The organism is Variovorax sp. P4_B10, assembly GCF_056402375.1.
In genome coordinates this window covers 1-23,861 of record NZ_JBFUHN010000069.1, presented here as the reverse complement: position 1 = coordinate 23,861, position 23,861 = coordinate 1, and the positions used below count along the sequence as shown (strand labels likewise).

23 protein-coding genes and 1 tRNA gene are annotated in these 23,861 nt (G+C 69.8%); 18 read left to right on the top strand and 6 right to left on the bottom strand.

Annotated elements, in window-relative coordinates; translation table 11 throughout:
* The first annotated feature begins 23 nt into the window (after window positions 1-23).
* The 18 genes from AC1DXX_RS25715 to AC1DXX_RS25630 all read left to right on the top strand — a co-directional run bounded on the left by AC1DXX_RS25715 (window position 24) and on the right by AC1DXX_RS25630 (window position 17,894).
* The gene (locus AC1DXX_RS25715) at window positions 24-818 is read left to right on the top strand and encodes a phosphodiesterase (RefSeq protein WP_478137044.1); all 795 of its coding nucleotides are present in this window, start codon (window positions 24-26) and stop codon (window positions 816-818) included.
* 43 nt (window positions 819-861) lie between these two features.
* Window positions 862-1,947 (top strand): DUF6001 family protein, encoded by a 1,086-nt coding sequence (locus AC1DXX_RS25710; RefSeq protein ID WP_478137043.1) that lies wholly within the window; start codon window positions 862-864, stop codon window positions 1,945-1,947.
* Window positions 1,931-2,491, top strand: a complete 561-nt coding sequence (locus AC1DXX_RS25705) for a DUF6031 family protein (protein WP_478137042.1) — start codon at window positions 1,931-1,933, stop codon at window positions 2,489-2,491. The genes AC1DXX_RS25710 and AC1DXX_RS25705 overlap by 17 nt, the downstream gene beginning before the upstream one ends.
* Window positions 2,488-3,756 (top strand): aspartate aminotransferase family protein, encoded by a 1,269-nt coding sequence (locus tag AC1DXX_RS25700; RefSeq protein ID WP_478137041.1) that lies wholly within the window; start codon window positions 2,488-2,490, stop codon window positions 3,754-3,756. Before AC1DXX_RS25705 ends, AC1DXX_RS25700 begins: the two co-directional genes overlap by 4 nt.
* Window positions 3,749-4,210, top strand: a complete 462-nt coding sequence (locus tag AC1DXX_RS25695; protein WP_478137040.1) for an aromatase/cyclase — start codon at window positions 3,749-3,751, stop codon at window positions 4,208-4,210. The genes AC1DXX_RS25700 and AC1DXX_RS25695 overlap by 8 nt, the downstream gene beginning before the upstream one ends.
* Window positions 4,207-5,322 (top strand): SDR family oxidoreductase, encoded by a 1,116-nt coding sequence (locus tag AC1DXX_RS25690; protein ID WP_478137039.1) that lies wholly within the window; start codon window positions 4,207-4,209, stop codon window positions 5,320-5,322. The genes AC1DXX_RS25695 and AC1DXX_RS25690 overlap by 4 nt, the downstream gene beginning before the upstream one ends.
* Before the next feature lie 79 nt (window positions 5,323-5,401).
* Window positions 5,402-6,400, top strand: a complete 999-nt coding sequence (locus AC1DXX_RS25685) for a fatty acid desaturase family protein (protein WP_478137038.1) — start codon at window positions 5,402-5,404, stop codon at window positions 6,398-6,400.
* Complete coding sequence (locus AC1DXX_RS25680) at window positions 6,381-6,899, top strand: dCTP deaminase (RefSeq protein WP_478137037.1); 519 nt, start codon at window positions 6,381-6,383, stop codon at window positions 6,897-6,899. The genes AC1DXX_RS25685 and AC1DXX_RS25680 overlap by 20 nt, the downstream gene beginning before the upstream one ends.
* The gene (locus AC1DXX_RS25675; RefSeq protein WP_478137036.1) at window positions 6,896-7,504 is read left to right on the top strand and encodes a dCTP deaminase; all 609 of its coding nucleotides are present in this window, start codon (window positions 6,896-6,898) and stop codon (window positions 7,502-7,504) included. The genes AC1DXX_RS25680 and AC1DXX_RS25675 overlap by 4 nt, the downstream gene beginning before the upstream one ends.
* Window positions 7,505-7,520: 16 nt before the next feature.
* Window positions 7,521-9,443 carry a PEP/pyruvate-binding domain-containing protein gene (locus tag AC1DXX_RS25670; RefSeq protein WP_478137035.1) on the top strand — a complete coding sequence of 641 codons (1,923 nt, stop codon included), beginning with the start codon at window positions 7,521-7,523 and terminating at the stop codon, window positions 9,441-9,443.
* The gene (locus AC1DXX_RS25665) at window positions 9,440-10,663 is read left to right on the top strand and encodes a hypothetical protein (protein WP_478137034.1); all 1,224 of its coding nucleotides are present in this window, start codon (window positions 9,440-9,442) and stop codon (window positions 10,661-10,663) included. The genes AC1DXX_RS25670 and AC1DXX_RS25665 overlap by 4 nt, the downstream gene beginning before the upstream one ends.
* Window positions 10,660-11,784, top strand: a complete 1,125-nt coding sequence (locus AC1DXX_RS25660; protein WP_478137033.1) for a hypothetical protein — start codon at window positions 10,660-10,662, stop codon at window positions 11,782-11,784. Before AC1DXX_RS25665 ends, AC1DXX_RS25660 begins: the two co-directional genes overlap by 4 nt.
* The gene (locus AC1DXX_RS25655) at window positions 11,781-12,830 is read left to right on the top strand and encodes a phosphoenolpyruvate carboxykinase (ATP) (RefSeq protein ID WP_478137032.1); all 1,050 of its coding nucleotides are present in this window, start codon (window positions 11,781-11,783) and stop codon (window positions 12,828-12,830) included. The genes AC1DXX_RS25660 and AC1DXX_RS25655 overlap by 4 nt, the downstream gene beginning before the upstream one ends.
* 22 nt (window positions 12,831-12,852) lie before the next feature.
* Window positions 12,853-13,470, top strand: coding sequence for a hypothetical protein (locus AC1DXX_RS25650; protein WP_478137031.1), 618 nt, complete (start codon window positions 12,853-12,855; stop codon window positions 13,468-13,470).
* Window positions 13,467-15,113: a hypothetical protein gene (locus tag AC1DXX_RS25645; protein ID WP_478137030.1), complete on the top strand. Its 1,647-nt coding sequence runs from the start codon at window positions 13,467-13,469 to the stop codon at window positions 15,111-15,113. The genes AC1DXX_RS25650 and AC1DXX_RS25645 overlap by 4 nt, the downstream gene beginning before the upstream one ends.
* Window positions 15,104-15,889: an HAD-IIA family hydrolase gene (locus AC1DXX_RS25640; protein ID WP_478137029.1), complete on the top strand. Its 786-nt coding sequence runs from the start codon at window positions 15,104-15,106 to the stop codon at window positions 15,887-15,889. The genes AC1DXX_RS25645 and AC1DXX_RS25640 overlap by 10 nt, the downstream gene beginning before the upstream one ends.
* Before the next feature lie 34 nt (window positions 15,890-15,923).
* Window positions 15,924-17,057: an alanine racemase gene (locus tag AC1DXX_RS25635; RefSeq protein ID WP_478137028.1), complete on the top strand. Its 1,134-nt coding sequence runs from the start codon at window positions 15,924-15,926 to the stop codon at window positions 17,055-17,057.
* Window positions 17,058-17,063: 6 nt separating this feature from the next.
* Window positions 17,064-17,894, top strand: a complete 831-nt coding sequence (locus AC1DXX_RS25630) for a hypothetical protein (protein WP_478137027.1) — start codon at window positions 17,064-17,066, stop codon at window positions 17,892-17,894.
* A gap of 122 nt (window positions 17,895-18,016) precedes the next feature.
* Here AC1DXX_RS25630 and AC1DXX_RS25625 read toward each other — a convergent pair.
* The 6 genes from AC1DXX_RS25625 to AC1DXX_RS25600 form a co-directional block, all read right to left on the bottom strand.
* Window positions 18,017-18,092 (bottom strand) — tRNA-Phe (locus AC1DXX_RS25625).
* Window positions 18,093-18,110: 18 nt separating this feature from the next.
* Window positions 18,111-18,812 carry a response regulator gene (locus AC1DXX_RS25620; RefSeq protein ID WP_478137026.1) on the bottom strand — a complete coding sequence of 234 codons (702 nt, stop codon included), beginning with the start codon at window positions 18,810-18,812 and terminating at the stop codon, window positions 18,111-18,113.
* Window positions 18,813-18,890: 78 nt separating this feature from the next.
* Window positions 18,891-21,221 (bottom strand): sensor histidine kinase, encoded by a 2,331-nt coding sequence (locus AC1DXX_RS25615; protein WP_478137025.1) that lies wholly within the window; start codon window positions 21,219-21,221, stop codon window positions 18,891-18,893.
* Window positions 21,218-21,811 (bottom strand): DUF4390 domain-containing protein, encoded by a 594-nt coding sequence (locus AC1DXX_RS25610; RefSeq protein ID WP_478137060.1) that lies wholly within the window; start codon window positions 21,809-21,811, stop codon window positions 21,218-21,220. Before AC1DXX_RS25610 ends, AC1DXX_RS25615 begins: the two co-directional genes overlap by 4 nt.
* Window positions 21,812-21,836: 25 nt before the next feature.
* Window positions 21,837-23,162 carry a 16S rRNA (cytosine(967)-C(5))-methyltransferase RsmB gene (gene rsmB, locus AC1DXX_RS25605; protein ID WP_478137059.1) on the bottom strand — a complete coding sequence of 442 codons (1,326 nt, stop codon included), beginning with the start codon at window positions 23,160-23,162 and terminating at the stop codon, window positions 21,837-21,839.
* 113 nt (window positions 23,163-23,275) lie between these two features.
* On the bottom strand, window positions 23,276-23,861 hold a 586-nt coding region (locus AC1DXX_RS25600), incomplete at its 5' end, for a LemA family protein (RefSeq protein WP_478137024.1).

The window sequence follows — 23,861 nt, the reverse complement described above, 5'->3', positions numbered from 1 at the left end:
CAGCCTGTTCATCGAGGAGTCACATGCTCATCGCGCAGTTGTCCGACCCGCACATCCGGCCCGAAGGCGCGCTGTACCAGGGCGTGGCGGATTCCAATCGCATGTTCTCCGAAGCGCTCGCACACGTGCATGCACTCGACCGGCGCCCCGACCTGCTCGTGATCACCGGCGACCTCGTCGATGAAGGCCGGCCCGAGGAGTACGCGATGGTGCGTGAGCTGCTCTCGGCTTCGCGCATTCCTTTCCTCGCCATCCCTGGCAACCACGATCACCGCGAGAACTTCCGCCTCGCATTCCATGACCAGCCCGGCCTGCCCGCGGACGGGCCCCTGCACTGGTGCATCGACGACCATCCGGTGCGCCTCATCGGGCTCGACTCGTGCCCCGCAGGAAAGCACCACGGACACATCGATGCGCAAGGACTCGCATGGCTGGCGCGCGTGCTGGCGCAGGACACGGACAAGCCCACGTTGCTCATGCTCCATCACCCACCCTTCATGAGCGGCATTCCCTACATGGACATGTACCGCTATATGGAAGTGCAGCAGCTGGAGGACGTGGTGCGGGCTGCGCCCAACATCGAGCTCGTGCTGTGCGGGCACGTGCACCGCACGATGCTGCGCCGCTGGGCCGGCACCGTCGTGTGCGCCTGCCCCAGCACCACGACGGAGATCGACCTGCAGCTCGCCCCCGATGCGCAGCCGCAATCCCACATCGGACCGCGCGGCTGCATGCTGCACCTGTGGGACAAGGCGCACGGCATGGTCAGCCATGTGAGCCACATCGGCACGTTCGCGGGTCCCTACGGATTCGCCTGAGCGCAACGACAACACCGTCGACACCACGCGGAGCATCCAGACAGTGAACTACCCGGATTTCGTCACGACCAATGCCGATGCGTTCCTGCGCAGCCGGAGCATCGGCTTCGACATGCTCGCGACGCTGGCACGCGAGCAAGGCTTCGACGACGCGCAGGTGCTGCTCACGAGTTCACCGGTGCACGGCATCGCCACGGCCACCAGCGACATCGACCTCATCTGCGTGACGCCGCAAGCCGTGAGCAAGGGCCAGATGGCCACGCAGATCCACCGCGACGGCCAGCATTGCGAGATCCTGCCGATCGGCGCCGACGACCTGGCCCGCGCCTTCGCCGATCTCGCGCTGCTGTCGCGGCGCGCCCTGCCGCAGCGCCTCGCGGGCTACCAGCGCTGGGACAGCGGCCACGCCGTGCGCAGGAAATACCTGGAGCGCATCGTGTATGCGGTGGCGACCGACGGCGGCGCGCACCATCTCGCGCACCTGCCCGCGCTGGTTCCGGTCGCAGCCGCGCAGGAGTACGACGCCTTCCACCAGAGCCGCGTCTGCGCCATGCTGGCGGAGCGCGCAGGCGAGCCCGAGGCCGCGCGCGGCTATCTGATCAACGCCTGCCTGTCTGCGATGGCGGCCGCGCTGTCGCTCGGCGGCTGGGTGCTGTCGAACAAGAAGTGGACCCTGCGGCGCTGGCGCGAAGCGGCGGATCCGCGCATGCGCGTGGTCGACCCGTTGCTGCAGGACCGGCTCACGGCCATGTGGTCGTCGGTCTGCGAACCCGCACCGGCCGCCACCGCACGGGAGATCGCCGCGCTGGACGAGATCGACCGGCGGCTCGGCCTCCTGATGGGCGCACCGTCGCTCTCCGATGCCATGCCCCACACCGCCGCCCCCTGCACGCAAGCCGCGCTCGACAAGCGCTCGGCCTTCCTGATCGGCGGCGACGGCCGCGCCCGGCTCGCCGCGACGACCGAGGCGCAGGACCCGCCGGCAGACCTGGCGAGCCTGGCCACCATCGCCGCCGCGCATGCGGCCTCGCTGCTGCGCAGTGCACGCAGCGGCGCGCTGAGCTTCTCGCTCGTGGCCGCCAGTTCCTCCGCGGAAGAAAAGGAAGACGCCCATGCCCTCGCCGATTGAGCCGCAATCCCCCGGCGCGCGCGGCATCCGCTGGTTCCCGCGGATCAACGCCGGCTACCGGTTTGCCGCGGGCGACCATGTCACCTCGACCATCAGCGCCGCCTGGCTGCTCATGACCGAGTTGCGCGCCTACATCGAAGACCTGGCGGGCGCACGCGACATCCCGGATGCGGCGGCACTCGTCAAGATCAAGATCGCAGAGCTGCTGCTGCAGGTGGATGCGGTGCTCGGCCGCGCCGCCGTGCCCCACGAGATGCATCGCCTGCCGCTGCTCATGGCGTACGGACTGAGCGACGTGGCGGCGATGGACGGCCCCAACGCCACCCGCCTCCTCGGCCTCGACGCGCCCACCGACGGCGCGGAAGTCGACCGGCTCATCGGCGTTCTCGAAGCCCTGCTTGCGGCGTTCCCGAGCGACCTCGTCGATGCGCTGCAACCCGAGAACCAGGGCCATGTGCTGCGCTTCCTGCGCTCCGCCAACAAGGCCTGCGAGCGCGTGGGTTGCGATGCCGGTTTTCTCGCGCCCTTGATGACCTCGCTATGAACGACGACATGCCCACCGGGCGCAAGAACGCCTTCGCGGACCGCTACGGCACCGTCTTCGGCCGCCAGCAGGGGCTGATGCTCAAGATGGCCGGCCTCGCGAGTTCCGAGTGCGATGCGAGCGGCGCCTGGATCGAGGACAGCATGGGCGCGCGCTGGCTCGACTTCGGCTCGTTCGGCGTCCACCTGCTGGGCCATTGCCATCCGCAAGTGGTGCAGGCGCTGACGGCGCAGGCCGGGCGCATGGGGCTCTCGTCGAAGATCCTCGCCAACGAGCCGATCGTGACCGCGGCCGAGCGCCTGCTCGCGCTGGGCGGCCAGCCGCTCGACAACATCATCTTTGCCAACACCGGCTCGGAGGCCGTGGAGGCGGCGCTCAAGCTCGCGCGCATCGCCACCAGCCGCCGGCGCATCCTCGCGTTCCGCCACGCCTACCACGGACGGTCCCCCGGCGCGCTGAGCGTGAGCCACGGCTACGAGCGGCACGGCGCCTTGCTGACCGACGGGCAGTCGAGCTTCGTCGATGTCGGCGACCTGCAGGCCGTCGAAGCCGCGCTGGCCACCGGCGCGCATGCCGCCGCGATCATCGAGCCGGTGCAGGGCGAAGGCGGCATCCGTCCCGTGAGCCCGGCCTTCCTGCAGGCGCTGCGCGAACTGACGCGCGCACACGGCGTGCGGCTCATCCTCGACGAGATCCAGACCGGGCTCGGCCGCGCCGGCGAGCTGGTGTGCCCGGTCGCACCCGACATCCGCCTGCTCGGCAAGGTGCTCGGCGGCGGCATGTTCCCCGTGGCCGCGGCGCTGTTCGACACCGCGCAGTTCGGAGCCGCCGCGCGCGACCCGGTGGTGCATGCGTCGTCCTTCGCGGGCAGCCCGATGGCGGGCGCCGTGGTCAACGCGGTGCTCGACGTGGTCACCGAGGCGTCTTTCACGGCCCGCATCGCGACGCTCGGCGCCCGCTGCCGCGAACTGCTCGCCGCGCGCATCGGCCACCACCCGGCGGTCGCGGAGATCCGCGGCGACGGTTTCATGATCGGCGTCGAGTTCAAGGACATGAGCGACGCCGGCCAGATGATCATCGAAGCGGCCAAGCGCAAGCTGCTGATCGCCTTCTGCCTCACGGCACCGAACGTCGTGCGGGTGTACCCGCCGGCGGTCATCGGCGAAGCCACGCTGATGGACGGCATCGAGCGCTTCTGCGCCAGCGTTGCCGCACTCCCTGCCCGCGACACCATGCCCTCGAAGGAGCCTCTCGCCAATGCCTGACGTCAATTCCTCGCTCGCCATGGGTCCGATGGACCGCGAACTTCTCTGGCGCACGCTGTGCGACTTCGAGCGCTATCCGGACTTCATGCAGGACGTGCTCGAGGTGCGCGTCGAGCGCCGCACCGCCACCGAGATCGTGAGCCACTGGCGCGTGCTGCTCAACGGCAGCGAGCTGTCGTGGACCGAGCGCGACCTGCTCACCGACGACCACCGCATCGTGTTCGAGCAGACCGACGGCGACCTGGAGGTGTGGCAGGGACAGTGGCGCGTGCTGACCGCCGAGGACGGCAGTCTCGCCGTGGAGCTCGACGTGAGCTTCGACCTCGGCATCCCGTCGCTGGCCGAGGTGCTGCACCCCATCGGCGAACGCGCCATCCGCGCCAACAGCCGCCAGATGCTGGAGGGCATCCGCACGCGCGTGGCCGCCGCCGACGGCCTGCTGGTCGGCTCATGAAGGTGCTGCTGAGCGGTGCGAGCGGCACGGTCGGCATCCCGCTCGCCGCCGCCTTGCTGGCGCACGATGCCGGGCTGCGCCTGATCTGCGTGCTGCGCTCGGCGAAGGCGCGCGCGGCGCTCGAGGAGAGCCTGCCGCCCGCCCTGCGGCGGCGCGTCGAATTCATCGAGGCCGACCTGTCGGACGACGCCTCCATCGATGCCGCCATTGCCTCGATGGGTGCGCTCGCCACGGACGACACACCCACCGTCGGCGTGCATCTGGCCGCCGACGTGTCGTGGGACAAGCGTTGCGAGGAGATGCAGCAGCTCAACGTGCAGGGCACGCAGAACTTCGCGCGCCTGCTGCTCGCGGCGTCGACACGGCCGCACATGGTCTACGTCTCGACCGCCTACACGCAGACGCACGACTGGGACTACCGCAACGGCTACGAAGAGAGCAAGGCCATGGCCGAGCGCAGCCTGCGCGAAGGCTTCGGCACACGCCTGCCGATCTCGACCTTCAGCTGCAGCCTGGTGGTCGGCGACAGCCGCAGCGGCGAGATCGCGCGCTTCAACGGGCTCTATCCGCTCATCAAGTTCCTCGCCACCTTCAACCCGCCGTTCCTCGTCGGCAACAAGGACGGCCTGCTCGATATCGTGCCCGTGGACTGGGTCGTCGCCGAGCTGCACGCGATGGTGCTGCAGTGCGCGGCCGGCGACACGCCGCGCGAGTGCGTCGCCTCGGCCGGCTCGCAGCGCGTGCGCTACGAAACCGCGGTGCGGCTCATCGAGGAGCGCATCGCGCATGCGCGGCGCCGCCACGGCCTGCCCGAACTCGCGCCGGTGCCCATCCTGCGCGACCGGCAATGGGGCTTCCTGAAGCGCGCGCTGGCCGCGTGGCAGCCGCCGGGCATCTCGCGCTCGGACTTCCGCTACTTCGAGCGGCTGCTGCGCGTCTACGGCATCTATGCGAGCAGCGACCGCGTGCGGCCGCCGCTGCATGTGCGCGAGCCCTCGCCCGATCCGCTGGGCTTCCTGCCAGGGGTGGTCGACCACTGGATCGCGTGCCATCCGCGCGCGGTGCGCCCGCAAACCGTCGCCACGCCGTCCGCGCAGGAGCAGGCCGCATGACGACGACGGCAGGCATGAGCGCCGCGCCGGGCCGCCCCAAGCAAGCTCGCACCGCAGTGCGCAGCACGGAGGTTGCCTTATGAACACCACCCTCGGCGGACAACCGATGCGCCTGCCCTTCGGGCCGCAGACGCTGCAGGCGCTCGCCACCCTGCAGCCATGGCGCTGCGCCGCACAGATCCTCACGCAGTGGCTGGTATGCGCGCTGGCCATCGCGGTGGCGGAGCGCCTGAAGCAGTGGCCGGCGACCGTCGCCGCGATGCTGGTCATCGCCACGCGGCAGCACGCGATGCTGGTGCTGATGCATGACGCGGCGCACTGCCTGCTCGCGCGCAACCGCCGGCGCAACGACATCGTCGGCAACCTGCTGCTCGCCTTCCCGCTGACGCTCAGCGTGGCACGCTACCGCGCGCATCATTTCAGGCACCACCGCCACCTGAACGGCGAAGGCGACCCCGACCTCGCCGACTCGGTGATCCCCGCCACGCGCGGCCGGTTCCTCGCGCTGCTGCTGCGCGATGCCTCGGGGCTCACCACCCTCGCGACCCTGCGCTCGGCCAACAGCTTCGGCATGCTGGGCCTGTTCTCGAAGCAGTCCCCGGGCAGCCGGCTCGACCGCGGCCTGGCGGTGGCCTTCATCGCGGCGGTGGCGGCGCTCGTGGCCGGGTTCGACGTGTGGCGCGAATTCATCCTGTACTGGCTGCTGCCCATCCTGCTGTTCATGCCCGCGATCCTGCGCGTGCGCGGCATCGCGGAGCACGGCGGGCGGCTCGGCAACCCGGCCGCCACCGCGGCGCGCAGCCTGCGGGTCGGATGGATCGAGCGTTTTCTCTGGGCGCCCTGCCACATCAACCGCCACTGGGAACACCACAGCTGCCCGGCCGTGCCCAGCTACAAGCTGCCGCAACTCTCGCGCCTGCTGGCGGCGGGCGATGCGGGGTGCGCGGCCGCCAATCCGACCCTGGGCTACTTCATCGGCCCGCGCTCGCTGATCCATGAACTCTACCCGGCCGACCGGCCGGCACCGGCGCACGCCACCGCGCCGGAGAAAGGCATGCATGGTCCTCACGGGAAGTGAAATCCGCCGCATGCGCGAGGCCGGCTCGATCGTCATCGAGCCCTTCGACGAACGCCAGATCGAGCAGAACTCGTACGGCTGCTGCCTGGGCGCGGAGATCCTCGAATACAGCTCGGACCAGATCGATCCGCACCTCGGGCTTCAGGTGATCCGCCACACCATCCCCGAAGAGGGGCTGGTGCTGCATCCCAGCCGCTTCTACCTCGGCCAGACGGCGGAGCGCATCGGCGGCGTGCACTTTGCCAGCGAGCTCTACGCCAATCTCTCGACCGCCCTGTGCGGCATGTTCATCCAGACCAGCGCACCCCTCGGCCACACGGGCGCGGTGATCTGCTGGACCCTCGAGATCGTCGTCACGCAACCGCTGCGCGTCTATGCCGGCGCGCGCATCGGCAAGGTTTGCTTCTGGACCAACCTCGGCGGAGAACTGAAGTATCAGGGCCGCTACGTGGGTTCGGAAGGTGTTGTTCCCTCGCGAATCATCATGGACCCCAAATGATCCTCACCGGCACCGAAATCTCCCGACGCGTTCACAACGGCGACATCACCATCGCACCGTTCCTCTCGAAGAACGTCAATCCCAACAGCTACAACTTCAGGCTGGCCGCCGACATGAAGGTGTACCAGGAGGGCGTGATCGACATCAAGGAAGAAAAGCCCACCGACGACATCCACATCGGCCCCGAGGGCTTCGTGCTGGAGCCGATGCGGCTCTACCTTGCGACCACCATGGAGACCATGGGCAGCACGAAGTTCGTGCCGACCTACGCGGCGCGCTCGTCGATCGCGCGGCTCGGCATGTTCATCAACCTCTCGGCCTCGCTCGGCGACATCGGCTTCGTCGGCAAGTGGACCATCCAGCTGCTGGCCATCAACCGCATCCGCGTCTATGCCGGCATGGACATCGGGCAGATGATGTTCTGGGACGTGCAGGGCGACATCGACCTCTACGACGGCAAGTACCAGGGCGCGACCGAGGCCTATGCCTCGCGCATCTTCATGGACTACCAGAAGAAGGCCCTGCCGGTGCCGATGGCGATGCCCTCGACAGCGCATCCGCTCGAGGTGGTCGATGCCCGCGCCGCCGAGCTCGACGGCGTATAGGAAGGAACGGCACGCCATGTCTTCCAAGTACCGGACGCTCGTCGCCCTGTCGCATGCGGTGCCCGTGCCCGCGCTCTTCGCGCTCGACGACGCACAGCTGGCCGCGCTCTGGCCCAACCACGGCGCCATGCGCGACGAGGCGCAGGAGGTGTTCGCGAGCATCCGCCTCACCGCGGGCGCGTTCCTGGACCGCGACCTCGACCGGCTCGATGCCGTGGCTGCGCCGCAATGGGCGGCCGATGCGGACGCCCGCCTTGCGGCGCACCTCGCGGCGGCCGGCCTGTCGGCCGCGGACGCCCTGGCGGTGCGCTCTTCCGGTGGCATCGAGGACGGCGCCGCCCACAGTTTTGCCGGCATCTTCGAATCCGTGCTGCATGTCGAAGGCATGGCGGCGCTGAAGGAGGCGCTCTCCGGGGTGTGGCGCTCCGCGTTTTCGCGCCGTGCGGCCGTCGAGCGACTGCGCTGCGGCCTGCTCGACGCACCGCTGGAAATGACGGTGATCGTGCAGCGCATGGTCGCCGCGCGCTGGGCCGGCGTTGCCTTCAGCCACGACCCCATCGACGGCCGGCCCGAGATGCTGATCGAGGCCGTGCAGGGCGTGGGCGATGCGCTGGTGTCGGGCGCGGCAGCCTCGCAGTCGGTGCGCTGGAGCGAAGCAGGCCTCGTCGGCGATGCGCCGCTGCGCGACGCGCAGGAGATGCTGGTCGAGCTGGCCGCCATCGTGCGCACGGTCGAAGGCCAGCTCGGCACCGCCGTCGACGTCGAATGGGCCTGCGACGGCGAGCGCGTGTGGGTGCTTCAGGGGCGGCCGATCACCTCGCTGCATGCGGCGGCGGACGACGCGGCCCACGCCGAGTGGACCGATCTCTATCTCGCGGCCGACGAAGACATCGCCGCCTTCCGGCCGCTGCCGGGTTTCGCGAACTACTTCCGCTCCAAGCGCCGGCCGCTGGCGCTGCTGGCACACGCGCACGGCGTGGCCTCCGGCACGGCGCTGCTGGTGCGCGGCAATGCGGGCGGCTTCGAGGATGCCTCGCGCATGCAGGCGCTCTGCGCGCGCTTCGGCGAGGACAGCGTGGTGCTCGACTTTTCCGACGGCCTGCGGCAGCAGGTTCTGCCCACCGGCGAGCTGGCATCGCGCCTGCGGCAGGTGCTGGGCGCGAAGCCATCGACCTTCGTGATCCGCGACTACGTGCGCGGCGACTGGGGGCTCATCACCCAACCCACCGAAGACGGCGGCGTGCTCTGCGAATGTTCCGCCGACGGCCTGCTGGCGATCAACCGCGGGTCGGCGCAAACGCAGGCGTTCTTCATCGGAAGCGACCGGCAGGTGAGCGGCGCGCAATCCGCCGCGGCCGCGCCGTTCGGCGCGCGCGAGCGCGAACAGCTGCACCGCACCACCCATGCGGCGGTGGCACGCTTCGGACCGGTCCAGCTCGAATGGGTGACCGGCGCGGGGCAACTGAGGCTGATCGACTTTTCCCCGATCAAGAGCCTGCACATCGCGCAGGGCGACGACGGCCACGAAGAGGACGGCCGGCGCACGATCTCCCCCGGCTTTGCGCACGGCGCGGCGCTGGTGGTGCCGGCCGACAGGCACCTGGAAGACATCAGCATCGCCGCGACCGTGTCGATCAGCCACATGCCGAGCGCGGAAAGCCTCGGGCCGGCCATCGTTCGCCTGGCCGAGCGCGCACGCGCGGGTGGCGGATCGATGATCGTCGTGGCGCCGCGCCCCTACGCCGCGCTGGCGGCGCTCATCCCGTATGTCTCGGGCTTCGTGTTCGAGCAGGCCTCGATGCTGTGCCACCTTGCGATCCTGCTGCGGGAAAGCCAGGTGCCTGCGGTCGCCTCCCGCGCGCTCTACGCGCGCGGCCTCGAAGGCGAGAGCCTGACGATCGAGGCCCGCGCGGCACGCACCAGCCGGGAGACAGCGTGAGCGAATCCGTCTACTTCCTCGTGCATGCGAACACTGCGCCACGGCGGCTCGTGGCCGTCCTCGCGTGCAGCGGCACCGGCTTGCGCAAGGGCGCGAACAGCTTCTATGTGCGCGGCGGCGATCTCCGGCTGCAGGCCGCCTGGCTCGCCGATGGACGCTGCGATGCCGCACCGCCGGATGCGCCGGCCTTCGAGTACCGCAGCTTCAACGCGGCGCAGCGCGCGGCCACCCGCCGCTTCTGCGCCTGGCTCTGCGCGCGGCATCCGGCGCTCGGGTCCGCGCTCGATGCCGGTGCCGGCCTTCCGCCGCGCATTGCGCCGACCATCGTCGCTACCCGCGAAGGCGACTCGCTCGCCTTCCATCACTTCGTGCAGCAGGGCGAACTCGGCAGCCTGTTCGTGCGCTACCGCGACGAGGCGATGCCCGATGCGCCGCTGGCCTGGCGCCACTTCGACAGCCTGCTCGCAAGCCACGCACCCGTGCTCGCCGCGCTGCGCCCCGCGCTCGGCGACGAGTGCTGGTACACCAAGTGGCGACCCGACCTGGAGATGGAGCGCAAGTTCACGTTCCGGGGCATTCCCGACACCTGGCGACTGCTGATGGCGTTCCACGACGCCATCGCCGACGGCGCGCTGCCCGACTTCGTGCCCGAGATCGACCGCGAGATCCAGGTCTGGGACTACGAGCAGCACATCTTCGAGGTGCTGGGCGCCAATGCCGAAAGCGGCTACGTTGCCTACATCCCGCAGGCGGACGGCCGCATGACCGTCAAGCGCAAGTGGTTCATCGAGAACAGCGAGGTGCGCCGCGAATCGCTGTGGGGCAACCTGGCGCTCGGCATGGACGACATCGAGGCGCATGTGCGCACGCTGACGCCCGAGGCCACGCGGCGGCTGCCCTCGTACCGGCGCAAGCGCTTCGACGCGCAGTTCGAATCGCTCGCCACCGGCAACATCTTCGGCATCTACATGGACGTGTGCCGCACACTCGACGATGCGCATGCCTTCTCGCAGTGCGAGGTCGAGTACTGCCGCACGCGCAGCTTCGGCGAGCTGCGCGGGCTGCAGCAGGACTTCGACGCGATCTCGGGCTTCGTGGGGGCATCGCTCGCGCGCTGGGGACAGGCGCACCAGCAGGACCTGTATTCCAAGCTCGACTTCGTGCGCGAGATCGCGGACGCCGGCCAGGCGGAAGCAGAGCCCGAGCGGAGAGCCGCATGAGCGATGCGACCTCGATGATCGTGTTCGGCAACTGGCGCCTGCGCCATGCCGAGCCCTCGCCCGAAGCGGCGCGAAGGCTGCGCATTCAGCGCGTGGCCACCCGTTCCGGTGCGCGCGCAGCGCAGGCGGACTGCCGCGGCGCGCATGCGCTCGTCGCGCATTGCGTGGACGCGGCATGGCAGCCCGCGCCCGATACCGCCGCTCCCGTGCCGAGCCACAACATCGACCCCGACTGGGTGCCGCTCGCCCACGTTGGCATCGACGGCGGGCTGATGCACATCAGGCACCTGGTCGACCGCGCCGACCGCCATGTGGCGCATTTCATCGCACCGCCGGTGCCGGTGCCGCCCTTCGCGCCGCCACAGCTGTACGAGCGGCTGTGGCAGGCCTTCCAGGCCAACCACCTGCAGACCAGCAACTACGAGTGCTACTACGCCGTGCATGCCGCGCCGGAGGAGCTGCACGTGGCCATCGATGCGACGGCGCCGCTCGACGTGCTGGCGCTCGGCGATGCCTGGCTCGACGCACTCGACGACGACACCGCCTCGCACTTCGTCGCGCAGATCGGCGACGAGCTGCAGCATGGCAGCCATGACAACGTCCTGTGCCGCGTGCTGCCCCATCTCGAGGGCCGGCGCGGATGGGCCAATGCCGCGCTCTTCAGCCGCAAGCGCCGCGCCACGGTGCTGGAGCCGCTGGCCGAATTCAGCGCAGTGCTGCGGCGGGGCGACGGCGCACCATGGGCAGAACAGAGCCACCCCGACCAACCCCATGGCGCGGCCGTCGAGGTCGACCTCGCGCAGCATTTCGACCTGCCGCTGCGGCCCGTCGCGCGGTGGCGCCATGCGCGGGCGAGCTCGGGGTGCGAGTCCCTCGAAACGGGCAACCTCTTCAGCGTGGGTTTTTCCTGCGCGCAGGCCGCCGCGCCCGTTTTCCACTGCGCGATCGGCTACCTGCGCACGCGCGGCGACGGCAGCGCTCCGCTCGTCGCGCAGGAGCAGGCCATGCTGCGCGACAAGGTCCTGCAGTTTCTCCGGCGGCAAGGGCTCGATGCCCGGCCCGACGCCGGAGGCATCGCCCATTTGTACGAACGCATTGCCGAAGGAAGCACCCGCCCATGATGGACAGCCTGTTGACCAACACCGTGTTCAGCCTRCACCTGCGCTCGGGCGAAGCATCGAGACCGCTGGCGATGCGCCTGCGGACCTTTCTCTCGCCCTACCTCTGGGCCGGCACCGAAGACGGCGCCCCAGACCTGGCGCTCGACCTGCACGCCGCCGACGACTTCCCGCCCGCGTGGCGCGCGCGCTGCACCGCACCGATGACGATCCGCGAAACCTACGCCATCGGTTTCACGCTCAAGGTGGTGCGCGGCACGCTGGAGGACGGCACGCAGCTCGCCTGGGACGCGGACATGCGCGTGGGCTACCGCTACAGCACCGCGCGGCGCGAGGTCGCGTTCTATGGCGACGAGGCGACGGCGTTCATCCATCTGATCGAACTGGTGCGCTACTTCGGCCTGCTGGTCGAGCAGGCCAAAGGCACGGCCATCCTGCACAGCTCGGCCGTGCTCGACGAGAAGACCGGCGGCGTGATCGCCATCGCGGGCGTCAAGGGTGCGGGCAAGACCACCACCATGCTCGACCTCGTGCTCGGGCAGGGACACCGCTATTTCTCGGGCGACAAGCTGCTGCTGGACGTGGTGGACGGCCGGCTGCGCGCGCGCGGCTGGCCCGACTATCCGCACATCGGCCTGGGCTCGCTGCGGCAGCACCCAACGCTGGTCGAACGGCTCGGCAGCCAGGCCGACGCAGCGCTGGACCCGGCGCGCGCCGACGCCGACAAGATCCTGCTCACGCCCGAGGCCTTCGCCGGCGCCGTCGGCCGCAGTCTCGTGGGCAGCGGCTGGCTCGAGCGCATCGTGCTGCCCGAGGTCGCGGTGGACGAGGCGCTGCGCGCCCGGCCGCTGCGTGGCGAGGAGATCGACGACGTGCTGCGCGACCCGCGCATCTTCGAGTGGCCGCACACCTTCATCACCTCGACCTGGCACGGCATGCCGCCGGCCGACCGTGCGATGGAGCGGCGCGTGGCCGCGCCTGTCGCTGCCGCGCTGGGCACGCTGCCCTGGATCAGCACGCCGGGCCGTGCGGCGCTGGTCGACGCCTGAACGCACGAGGGAGGCCCAGCGCATGCCGAACCACATCTCCGCGGACGCGGACACGGACGCACCGCGCCCGGGACTTTGCCTGTGCCTCGTGGCGCCCAGCGGCTCCGGCAAGAGCACGACCGCGCAGCTGATACGCAACTGGCTGCTCGCGCGCGGGCATTCGGTCGAAGTCGTCAAGCTGGCCGAACCGCTGTACCGCATCCAGGCGATGTTCTATGCCGAAGCCGGCATCGCACTCACGCCCGAGACGCAGGACCAGAAGCTGCTGGAAAGCGTGGCCACGCACCTGCGCACCATCCATGCGCGTGCGCTGGCGGACGGCTTCCTGCGGCGCCTGGCGGCTTCGTGCGCCGACGTGGTGATCAACGACGACCTGCGCGACGACCGCATCGACTGGCCCGCGCTGCGCGAGGCCGGCTTCCGGGTGGTCAAGGTGGCGGCGCGCGCCGAGGTGCGCGCGCAGCGGCTGGCCGAACGGAACGATCTCAGCGTCGTGAAGGACAGTCCGCTCGACCTGCAGATGGCGCGCATCGAAGCCGACTACGTGCTCACCAACAACGGCAGCCTCGGGGCCTTGGAGGCCCAGGTGGACGGCCTGTGCCGGCTGCTCGTGGGCGAGCGCGCCGAGGCTGCGGCATGACGCCCGCGAAGGGCCTGTTCTGGCTGCTGGTCGACGGCCTGTCGCACACGCTGTGGCAACAGCTCGCGCCGATGCTGCCGCTGCGCGTGGATTGCGCGCTGCCACTGGAGCCGCTGTCGCCCAACTGCCAGACGCCGCCTTCGCTGTTCAGCATCTGGAGCGGGCTCGACGCCAGCGCGCACGGCCTCACGGGCTACGAGATTCCCGACGCCGAAGCAGGAGACCCGCTGGCCGTCGCCGATGCCTTCGGCCGCTGGCCGCGCGCCACGCCGATGGTGTGGGACCGCTGGGCCGTCGCGGGCGGCCGCATCCGCACCAGCGCCGTGCCCTTCGTGCAGCCGTCGCGGCTCGCGGGTGCGCTGCTGTCGCACACCGAGGTCTATGCGCGCCTCGTGAGCCCGCCCGCGGTGCTGGCGCCGGACGATGCGCTGTCGGTGCCGGCGCTGCAGCTGCATTGCACCGTGTCGGTATCGCCCGACAACAGCGCGATGGTGCTTCACGACGTGCCGACCGGTGGCGATCTGCGCGTGCCTTTCGGCGGCACCTGCCACGTCGCGCTGTCGCCGGCGCTGCCGGCCGCGCTGGCCGGCGACACCAACCGCGCGGTCGCGGTTCACGCCACGCACGTGGAGGGCCAGCCGCGGCTGTGCTTCCTGGGTTTCCAGCCGGTGTTCGTGCATGGCCGCGACGCCGCATTGCGCCGGCTGGCGTTGCGCCATCGCGCCTGCAGCGTGGGCAACCCGGCCCGGCTGCATGCGAGCGGCGCGCTGGGCCGGCATGTCGACCAGGGCGGCGACGGCTCGGCCGAGCTGCTGCTGCTCGACCTGCTCGACGTGATGCACCGCAGCTTTCTCGACGACATCCTGTGGAGCCTGCGCGCGGGCGGTGCGGAGCTGACGGTGGGCTACTACCCGGTGATCGACCTGGTGTCGCACCAGCTGCTGCGCCATCTCGCCCCGCCCTCGACCGCGCCGCAACATGCAGTGGCCGGTGCGATCCGCGCGCAGCTGGCGCGCTGGCTCTTCGAACTGTTCGACGGCTGCCAGGCGCTGCTCGCACCAGGTTGCCGCTTCATCGCGCATTCCGACCACGGCATGCAGCCGCTGAGCCACGACCTCGCACCCAACCGCTGCTTCGCGGCGCATGGCTGGCTCGTGACGACCGGCACCGGGCAGATCGACACGGAGCGCTCGTTGGCGTTCTATCACCCGGCCGAGAACGGCTGGCTGGCCCTGCATCCCGCGCGCATGGCGGCGGCCGGGGTGACGGCGCAGGCCATCGTCGATGCGCTGGACGGCGCCCTGCCGCCCGACCTTCCCGGCGCCTTCCGGCTGATCGAGGGGCCGACGGTCGACCTGGGCGGCGGATGGACGAGTCCCTGGTACCTGCAGCCACCGACAGCCGCCCGCCTGCTCAAGTCTCCCCATCTGCCGTTTGCCGCGGAAAGCCGCAAGGGCGGCGACCACACCTGCTGGTCCGACGCGCCCTGGCTCAAGGGCGTCTTCCTGGAGCCGACGCTGCAGCCCGGTGCGCCGGCATGGCAGGCGCCGCTGACGCTGATGCAGCTGGCACCGGCCCTCATGGCCGAGCTGGGCCGGCCCGCGCACGCCGCACCATCGCGCGAGGCGCACGCATGGCACTGAAGGCGCTGCTGATCGATATCGACGGCACCCTGCTCTTCCGGGGCGACGCCATCGCCGGCGCGAACCGGGCGCTGCAGGAGGCGGCGGGGGCAGGCCTCGCGGTGCGGCTTCTGACCAACATCAGCGCGAAGCTGCCGCATCACATCGCCGCCGGACTGCATGCATGCGGCATCGACGTGGCCGAAGACAGCATCCAGACCGCGGGCATGGCCTGCAGCGCCTACATCCGCAGGCAACCCGATGCGTCGTGCCACCTGCTGGTGCCCGACGCCATGGCCGCCCTCTTCGAGGACATCCGGCGCGACGACACCCGGCCCGACTTCGTCGTGATCGGCGACGTGGCGGAGCGCTTCGACTACAACCTGCTCAACGGGGTCTTCCAAATGCTGCGCGACGGCGCGCAACTGGTGGTGCCGCACCGCAACCTCTACTGGTTCGACGGCGCCGGGCCTCCCCGGCTGGATGCCGGCGCTTTCATCCTGGGGCTGGAGGCTGCGGCCGGGCGGACGGCCATCGTCACCGGCAAGCCCTCCGCGGTGTTTTTCCAGGCCGCGCTCGATGCGCTCGGCGTTTCCGCCAGCGAAGCACTGGTGGTGGGCGACGACCTGCTCACCGACATCGCGGGCGCCAGGGCCTCGCGCCTTGCGAGCGTGCTGGTGCGCACCGGCAAGGGCGAGACGCCGCGCACACCGGGCGCGGCAGCCCCCGACGCGGAACTGCAGAGCATTGCCGGCCTGATGCCCTACCTGCACGGCGCAGGCCTTCTTGCACGCTGAACGACATCCACACGACAAACGAGGGACAAGCACCATGCAGTTCGCCGCCGCCGTCCGCGCGACAGAGTTCGACGCGTTCTATACCTTCAACCCCGCCCGCCTGGCTCGGGCGGCAAGCGCCTTCGTCGAGGGCTTTCCGGGCAGCGTGCTGTATGCGGTGAAGGCCAATCCATTGCCGCAGGTGATCTCGACCGTGCGCGCCGCGGGCGTCGCGGGCTTCGACGTGGCCTCGATCGGTGAAGCCCTTCTCGTGCAGGCCGAGGCGCCGGGCGCGCGCTGCTGGTTCATGAACCCCGCCAAGTCGCGCCGCGACATCGAACGCGCCTGGAGGGAACTGGGGCTGCGGGACTTCGTGGTCGATTGCGCCGCGGAGCTCGAGAAGCTGCTCGAGGTGCTGCCGACGCAGGAGCTTTCGCTGCGTATCTACGTGCGATTTCATTCGGGCGCGTCGGATGCGCTCTACGACCTGAACAGCAAGTTCGGCGCGTCGCACCAGGAGACACTGCGGCTTCTCCAGCGCATCGCGGCGCAGACACGGTGGTCATCGGGCATCGCGTTCCACCCGGGCTCGCAGACGATCAGCGTCGAGCCTTACCTGGCCGCGATGCAGACCGCCGCCCGGCTGATCGAGCAGGCGGACGCCCCCGTGGCCGCACTGGACATCGGCGGCGGCTTTCCGGCACGCTACGACAACATGCCGATGCCGCCGCCGGCTTCGATGCTCCAGCGGCTGGGCGAGTTCGTCGCCTCGTCTGCGGCGCTGAAGCGTGTGGAACTGCTGTGCGAGCCGGGGCGCGTGCTGGCGTACGACTGCATGTCGCTCTTTGCGCGGGTCATCCTTCGCAATGACCAGGCGCTCTACTGCGGCGCCGGCATCTTCGGGGGCCTGCTGCCGGCGCAGCAGTTCTTCCAGCTGCCTGTGCGGGCATGGCGCGGCGGCGATCCGATCGATGCGGCGGCCGATGCGCGAAGCGAGTTCGTCGTCTTCGGCCCGACCTGCGACAGCAACGACCGGCTCGCGTTTCCGTATGCCTTGCCCTCCCACCTRCAAGAGGGCGACTGGATCGAGTTCCAGCACGTCGGCGCCTACTCGGAAAGCGTGCGCTGCGCGTTCAACGGCTTTTCGGTCGATCACCTGGTGACGGTCGGCGAGCACGAGCTGGGCTGACACCCCGTGTCCCGTATCCAGCTCAACATCGAAGCCACCATCCTTCAAGGCCTGGTGGACCTGATCGAAAGGCAGAACGCCGTCAGCGGGACAGAGCCAGGTGCGCCCCGGGTGCACATCGCCGCCACATCGGAAGATCTGGTGCACGCGGCCTCGGTGATGACGCAGGCATTCGTGAGAAACGGCGACAAGGCCTGGATCGCGTGGCTGCGGCCCGCCGATGTGCAGCGCATCCGTGCGGGCGACTTCGTCGATGCCGAGAAAAAAATCAGCCGCGTCATCCACTACCTTCTGCAGGCGGCGTTCCGCACGGGCGGCGTGGTGGTGCTGGAGACCGCGCACGATGAACTGCACGGCGGCCGCACGGTCCGCGGTGCGGCGCTCAGGACACTGCCGAGCGCCGTCCTGTCAACGCCGGGGCTCTTGCACGAACTGACGGTTGGCGCTCATGCCGCCTTGCGTGCCTACGGCTTGCGCCGAACCCTCGCGGCCCAGAGCGCTTCGGCCGCCCTGCAGCGCGCGACCCATGCGATGCGCGTGCGCGAAGGCGTGCCCGAGCGATGCATCTATGGCGGCATGGTCTGCGTCCACCCGGCGCACGAGCAGAAGCGTGTGGCCTCCCGCATGTCGCGACCGTTCCAGCGGCTGGCCGACCTTCATGGGCTTTTCTACCTGCTTCAAAGCAGCAACCCCGATCGCAACGACACCCGCGTGTTCAAGGGCTTCGGGTTCAGGCACACGGGCGAGTTTCTGTACGGGGCCTCGAAGCTCAACAGCGTCGGGCCCTACACCGTCAAGCTGATGGTCAGAAGTCCGGCACCTGTACTTCTGGAGTGATGGACGTTCGCCTGTCGGAGGAACGGCCGCCTGGCGCTGCGCGCGGCGGAAACAAAAAAGCCCTAAGCAATTGATTTACTTAGGGCTTTTGGACTTAAGCGGGAGAACCGCGCAAGTGATATTGGTGGCCTGGGGCGGAATCGAACCACCGACACGCGGATTTTCAATCCGCTGCTCTACCAACTGAGCTACCGGGCCTTTGTGTGCAGCCCTAAATTATACAGCGCTTCTGCGCCCTCTTGAAAGATCGACGCCAAGTTGTTTGAGCTTGCGATAGAGGTGGGTGCGTTCCAGGCCGGTTTTCTCGGCCACGCGGGTCATCGAACCGTTCTCCATGGCAAGGTGGAATTCGAAGTACGCCTTCTCGAAGCCGTCGCGCGCATCGCGCAGCGGGCGGTCGAGGTCGAAGCTCTGGGTCGACTGCGGGCCGGCATCGGGCACCGGCACGGCCGCCAGCGACGCCATCAGCAGGCTGTCGCCCGTCGTCGTGATGGCCGCTGCCTGGTGGCCGCCGGCAGGTGCGGGAACCACGCCGGCCGCGGCGCGCCGCGCGCTCTCGCGCGCGAGCCCCTGCTCCACGGCCTTGAGCAGTTTCTGCAGCGTGATGGGTTTTTCGAGGAAGGCGAAGGCGCCGATGCGCGTGGCGTCGACCGCAGTGTCGATGGTGGCGTGGCCGCTCATCATGATGACGGGCATGCTCAGGAGGCCGGCGGTGGACCACTCCTTGAGCAGCGTGACGCCGTCGGTGTCGGGCATCCAGATGTCGAGCAGCACGAGGTCGGGCCGCGCGCGTTGCCGCGCGGCGCGTGCCTCGGCGGCGTTCTCCGCGAGCTCCACGTTGTGGCCTTCGTCATTGAGAATTTCGAAGAGCAGGTCCCGGATGCCCAGCTCGTCATCGACCACGAGAATGTTTGCCATGAGTGCTGCTTGTTGTATGCGCTGGTATGTGTTGGTCCGCTGGCCCGTTCATCGCCCGCGCGATGGATTCGTTCGTGCTCAGGCGGTGGAAGACTTCGAATCTTCGGTGTGAGCGGCCGCTGCCCGCGGCTCGCCTGCCAGCGCGAATGATAGCGAGACTTGTGCCCCTGCTACAGCCCCGTCGACAATGCGGTTGGAAAGCTCGATGCGCGCACCGTGCTCATCGGCGATTTTCTTGACCACGGCGAGCCCCAAACCGGTACCTTTTGTTTTCGTCGTGACGTAGGGCTCGAAGGCGCGCTTCAGGATGTTTTCGGCAAAGCCGGGGCCGCTGTCCTGCACGGTCAGGCGCACCCGTTGGCCCGAATCGCCGAGCCGGGTGCGGATGACGACCTCGCCCACCCTGCCGGTGCTGTTGGCGGCAGCCTCGGCGGCGTCCTGCGCGTTCTGCAGCAGGTTGTGGATGACCTGGCGGATCTGCTGCGCATCCCCGCGGATGGGCGGGCAGCGCTCGTCGAGTTCGGAGCGCAGCGCAATGGGCAGGCTCTCGGCGTTGTAGAGCTGGAGCACATCGACCAGCAAGGCGTTGAGATCGACCGGCTTGAGGTCGGCCGCGGGCAGCCGCGCGTAGTCGCGGAATTCGTTCACCAGCCGCTTCATCGCGTCGACCTGGTCGACGATGGTCTTGACGGACTTCACCAGGATGGCCTGCTCGGCCGGCTCGACCTTGCCCGAGAGCTTCATTTCGAGGCGCTCGGCGGAGAGCTGGATCGGCGTCAGCGGGTTCTTGATCTCGTGCGCCAGGCGGCGCGCCACCTCGCCCCAGGCCTGTGCACGCTGGGCCGAGACGATCTCGGAAATGTCGTCGAACACCAGCAGCCGCGCGGCGCCGGGCAGTTCCGCGCCGCGCGCGACGATGTTGATGGCGGCATCCTGCTGCGGCAGGTCGATGCCGGTGGCATGCAGCTCGAAGGCGTGCTGCCAGTGGTCGAGGCCGTGCTGCATGCGCTCGACCTGGAATTCCTCGAACTGCTGCTGCACCTTGGCGCCGAATTCGGCCAGCCCCGGCACCTCGACGAGGCGCTGGCCTTCGTAGGCCGCCAGAGGCGCGCGCAGGACGCGGGTGGCGCCGGGGTTGGTCGAGAGCACGGTGCCGTTGGCGTCGAGCACGATCACGCCCGAGGTCAGGTTGTCGAGGATGGTCTGCAGGTTGGCGCGGGCGGCGTCGAGCTGGCCCATGGTCTTTTCGACCGCACCGCGGGCGTCGGCCAGCTGCTGGGTCATGACCGCGAACGAACGCGTGAGGCCGCCCAGCTCGTCCTTGCCCTGCAGCACGGCGGTGGGCCGCAGGTCGCCGGTGGCCACCTGGCGCACGCCGTCGGCCAGCACGAGCAGCGGGCGGGCCAGCTGGTTGCCGAACAGCACGGCCAGCAGCACCGCGCCGAACACGGCAAGGAACAGGCTCAGCGTGAGGGTGCCGATGTACATGCGGCGCAGCCCCTCGCGCGCGAGCGCCCGTTCCTGGTACTCGCGGTTGGCTTCCTGCACGGCCAGCGCGTTGGCGACCACGGCCGGCGGCAGCGGCCGCGTGACCTGCAGGTAGCGCGGCGCGGTGTCGAAGTCGAAGCCCGGCCTCTGCACCATGGCGAGCGCGCGCACGCTCGCGGCCGGCGGGGTGGCGCCGGGCACGGCGGCTTCGTCCAGGCCTTCGACATGCGCGATGGCGCGGTCCGGCCGCACCTGGCGAAACTGCTGTGCGGTCGGCCGCTCGGGATTGAGCTGGAAGCGCGAAGCGCCCGCGCCGGCCACGAGCTGGCCGGTGCCGGTCCAGAGCACCACGTCGCTCGCCTCGAGCTGGTCGCGAATGCGCTCCAGCATGAGGCCGGCGGTTGCATCGGGCACCTGGGACAACTGGGCGCTGGCCACGCGGGTCTTGGCCGCCAGATCGTCGGACAGCGAATCGAGCGTGGCGCGCCCCAGGTTCAGGCCGGCGTCGAGCGCGCCTTCGACCTTGACGTCGAACCAGCTCTCGATCGAGCGCGCGACGAACTGATAGGACACGACATAGACCAGCGCCCCGGGCACCACGCCCACCAGCGCGAAGATGGCCGCCAGCTTGATCAGCAGGCGGCTGCCGAACTTGCCCTGGCGCAGCCGCCGCAGCAGCCGGAAGGCGACCCAGCCGATCACCAGCACCAGCAGCACCGCCACCACGACGTTGATGCCGAAGAGGCGCACGTAATAGCGTTCGTACAGCGCGCGGTTGTTGGTGGCCTGGGCCAGCAGGAACATCAGCACGAGGCCGATGGCCGTGACCAGCGCGGCGCCCACGCCCACGGCCCAGCGCATCGCGCGCGAGCGGCGTGCGGCGGGTGTGGCCGCTGCGCCGCTGCGCGGTTTGCTGCTCACCGCTGCTTCTCCAGCGCCAGCCGTGCGCTGCGCTCGGCCGAGATGTTCCAGTCGGCCTGCCCGACCACGCCGATCTGGAACGGCCGCGGCAGCTGCGAGGTGTCGAGCCGGAACCGGAACATCACCTGGTGCAGCGGGTCGTCGCCGATCTCGGCCGCATCGCCCATGCGCAGCCGGCCGATGCGCTTGATGGCCTCCAGCGCATCGCCAAGGCTGTCGAAATTCTGGTTCAGCGAGATGCCGAAGCCGGCCGCGCCGGTGATCGGGACCGGCGACACGTTGAGCCGCCAGCGGCGGGTGAGCGGCTGGTAGGCCAGCCGCATGTGGCGCGTGACCTGCGCGACCTTGCGGTCGGTCCAGTACCACCGCTCCTGATACATCTCGGCCTCGGCCACGAAGTAGATGGCGATGCCCTTGTCGAGCACCTCCTCGACCAGCGAGGGCAGTTCGAACTGCACGGCGGCGCTGAGGTAGACACCGTCGTCGGCCTGTTCGAGGCGCATCTGGGTGATCGTCGCACCCGGACGGCTTTGCGCGACCGCCGGGGCCGGCAGCCACGCGAGCAGCGCCACCCAGAACAGGAGCAGCACGGCCAGCGGGACCGGCCGGGCGGGCTCAGCGTTTTTCAAGCAGGGCGTAGAAGAAGCCGTCGTGATCACCTGAGGGATTGTCCGGGACACCACGGACATTCCCCCCGCTTTGAGGCAGCAAATGGCCTGGGGACGGTTGCAATCGTGCGTCAGTGTTGTGCGCAAGAAACGCATCAATTTGTTGCGAGCCCTCTTCGCGAAACACGGAACAGGTGCAGTAAAGAAGCCGGCCGCCGGGCCGCACGAGCGGCCAGAGCGCGGCCAGGAGCGCGGCCTGCTGGGCCGCCAGCTGGGCGGTGTCGCTCTCGCGGCGCAGCCAGCGGACGTCGGGGTGGCGCCGGACGATGCCCGAGGCGGTGCATGGCGCGTCGAGCAGGATGGCGTCGAAAGGGGTGCCGTCCCACCAGTCGGCGGGGCGCGCCGCATCGGCCACCACCACCTTGGCCTTCAGGCCGAGGCGGCTCAGGGTCTCGTCGATCCGGCGGCTGCGGACGCCATCGACTTCGAGGGCGACCACCTCGACCGCACCAGGGCCGGCGAATTCGAGCAGATGCGCGGTCTTGCCGCCGGGGGCGGCGCAGGCGTCGAGCACGCGCAAGGGCGCGGCGCCGGCCTTCACCGGCAACATGCCTTCGAGCAGCAGCGGCGCCGCCATCTGGGCGGCCGCGTCCTGCACCGAGCAGGCGCCGTCGGCGAAGCCCGGCAATTGCTGCACCGGCCGGGCGCGTCCCAGCTGCATGCCGCTGGCCCCCACGCGAATGGCGGACAGGCCCGCCGCTTCCAGTTCGGCCAGATAGGAGGCCGCGGTGGATTTCTGGAGATTGACGCGCAGCGTCATCGGCGCCTGCGCGTTGTCGGCGCCCAGCACCCGCTGCCAGTCGCGCGGATGGTCGCGCCTGAGCCGCTCGATCCACCAGCGTGGGTGGTTCCATTGCGCAACCGGCTCGTTGTCGGTGACGGCGACGAGCTCGTCGCGCTCGCGCAGGAAGCGGCGCAGGCAGGCATTGATGAAGCTGGCCTGCGCCCGCGTGGCCGGGTTGCGCTTGGCGGCCTCGACGGCCTGGTCGACCAGCGTGAAAGGCTCGTAGGGCGCGCGCTCGGCGTCCCAGGCCAGGCCCAGCGCCGTGCAGAGCAAGGCGTCGGGCAGCGGCGGCGGCGTGCGCTTGGCCAGGTGGCGGCGCAGCGCCTCGGCGCGGCCGAGCCAGCGCAGCACCTGGAAGCCGAGCGCCTGCACGCCGGGCCGCAACGCGGGCTCGACGGCTTCGAACGCGACGGAGCCCGAAGTGCCGGCGCGAATCGACGCCAGCGCCACCGCAGTCAATTGCAGTTGGCGCCACAGCGGCGGTTGCAGCAACGGCGCGGCGTTGCTGGAGGGATCGGAAGGTAGTTCTGGCAAGTTGGGGCGATGGTAACGGGCGGGCGAAAGTCACTACGCCGCACAATGTAAAGAAGGAAACCGCAGCCTCAGAGCAAGGGCGCAGCGGGACGCAGACGCACGGCCCATGCCACCAGCAACGCCGGAAACTGGGCGATCGCGGTGTTGTAGTGCGCCACCGCCAGATTGAACTGGCTGCGCGCGATTTCTGCCGCCGCCGAGGGTTCGGGCCACGCGATCGGCGGGGTGGCACCCGGCGCCACGGCCACCGCATCGGAGCCCGCCTGGACAGGCATCGGCCGAGAGAGGGTTCCATCCGCCTCGAAGACCGTCACCGCGTCCGGATGCTGGCGCTGCCAGGCGTTGACCAGCACCTGCAAGGCGGTGGCCAGCGCGGCCATGCCGCCGGCGTCGAGCGGATGCAGCCGGGTGGCCCCCAGCAAGGTGGCCAATTGCGTGGTGGCGGCCTGCAGCGGCGCCACCGAGGACAGAAGCTCCTGCGCCGGCGCATCCGCCTGCGACGCGGCGGTGATGCTGGCCTGGACGAAATCGAGCTGCTTGCCCAGCGCCGCATCGAGCGTCGCATAGGCCTGCAGAACGGCCGCGCGCAAGCGCACCAGCCGGTTGTAGGCGCCGACGAACCAGAACAACAGCACCGCAACGGCGATCCAGCTG

What these genes read in the sequence shown, in the direction of transcription:
- AC1DXX_RS25715 (WP_478137044.1), top strand. Translation starts at nt 24, where the DNA reads ATGCTCATCGCGCAGTTGTCCGACCCGCACATCCGGCCCGAAGGCGCG.
- AC1DXX_RS25705 (WP_478137042.1), top strand. Translation starts at nt 1,931, where the DNA reads ATGCCCTCGCCGATTGAGCCGCAATCCCCCGGCGCGCGCGGCATCCGC.
- AC1DXX_RS25700 (WP_478137041.1), top strand. Translation starts at nt 2,488, where the DNA reads ATGAACGACGACATGCCCACCGGGCGCAAGAACGCCTTCGCGGACCGC.
- AC1DXX_RS25695 (WP_478137040.1), top strand. Translation starts at nt 3,749, where the DNA reads ATGCCTGACGTCAATTCCTCGCTCGCCATGGGTCCGATGGACCGCGAA.
- AC1DXX_RS25690 (WP_478137039.1), top strand. Translation starts at nt 4,207, where the DNA reads ATGAAGGTGCTGCTGAGCGGTGCGAGCGGCACGGTCGGCATCCCGCTC.
- AC1DXX_RS25685 (WP_478137038.1), top strand. Translation starts at nt 5,402, where the DNA reads ATGAACACCACCCTCGGCGGACAACCGATGCGCCTGCCCTTCGGGCCG.
- AC1DXX_RS25680 (WP_478137037.1), top strand. Translation starts at nt 6,381, where the DNA reads ATGGTCCTCACGGGAAGTGAAATCCGCCGCATGCGCGAGGCCGGCTCG.
- AC1DXX_RS25675 (WP_478137036.1), top strand. Translation starts at nt 6,896, where the DNA reads ATGATCCTCACCGGCACCGAAATCTCCCGACGCGTTCACAACGGCGAC.
- AC1DXX_RS25670 (WP_478137035.1), top strand. Translation starts at nt 7,521, where the DNA reads ATGTCTTCCAAGTACCGGACGCTCGTCGCCCTGTCGCATGCGGTGCCC.
- AC1DXX_RS25660 (WP_478137033.1), top strand. Translation starts at nt 10,660, where the DNA reads ATGAGCGATGCGACCTCGATGATCGTGTTCGGCAACTGGCGCCTGCGC.
- AC1DXX_RS25650 (WP_478137031.1), top strand. Translation starts at nt 12,853, where the DNA reads ATGCCGAACCACATCTCCGCGGACGCGGACACGGACGCACCGCGCCCG.
- AC1DXX_RS25645 (WP_478137030.1), top strand. Translation starts at nt 13,467, where the DNA reads ATGACGCCCGCGAAGGGCCTGTTCTGGCTGCTGGTCGACGGCCTGTCG.
- AC1DXX_RS25640 (WP_478137029.1), top strand. Translation starts at nt 15,104, where the DNA reads ATGGCACTGAAGGCGCTGCTGATCGATATCGACGGCACCCTGCTCTTC.
- AC1DXX_RS25620 (WP_478137026.1), bottom strand. Translation starts at nt 18,812, where the DNA reads ATGGCAAACATTCTCGTGGTCGATGACGAGCTGGGCATCCGGGACCTG.